General features: G+C 38.9%; 1 pseudogene. It reads right to left on the bottom strand.

The annotated features are described in order from the left end of the window. Nucleotides 1-329 (bottom strand): annotated as a pseudogene (locus U0R11_RS13675) (hypothetical protein); the annotation flags it as partial.

Here is a 329-nt window from a genome sequence, read left to right as displayed (position 1 = left end):
TATCTGAATCGCTATCTAAGAAGTTCATTACACCATCTCCATCCGTATCGTATGATCTTTCTTGAGTATCTAAAATACCGTCGTTATCTGAATCTAAATCCAAGTAGTTGGCATCTCCATCTCCATCGCTGTCCATGTTCTTCTCAATCATATCTAGGATACCATCATTGTCTGAATCTGGATCTAAGAAGTTTGGAATACTATCCGAATCAAAGTCTTGGCAAGTACCTGTTCCTAAATATCCACCGTTACATTCCATTTCATTGGAAATACCGTCACTATCGCAGTCGCCCGCAAAATATTTGGCATATCCAATACTTCCTTTTGGA

The organism is Aquirufa salirivi, from assembly GCF_045310485.1.
Classification (GTDB): Bacteria; Bacteroidota; Bacteroidia; order Cytophagales; family Spirosomataceae; genus Aquirufa; species Aquirufa salirivi.
The sequence above is the reverse complement of the archived record's forward strand: the minus strand, read 5'-3'. Positions and strand labels throughout refer to the sequence as shown.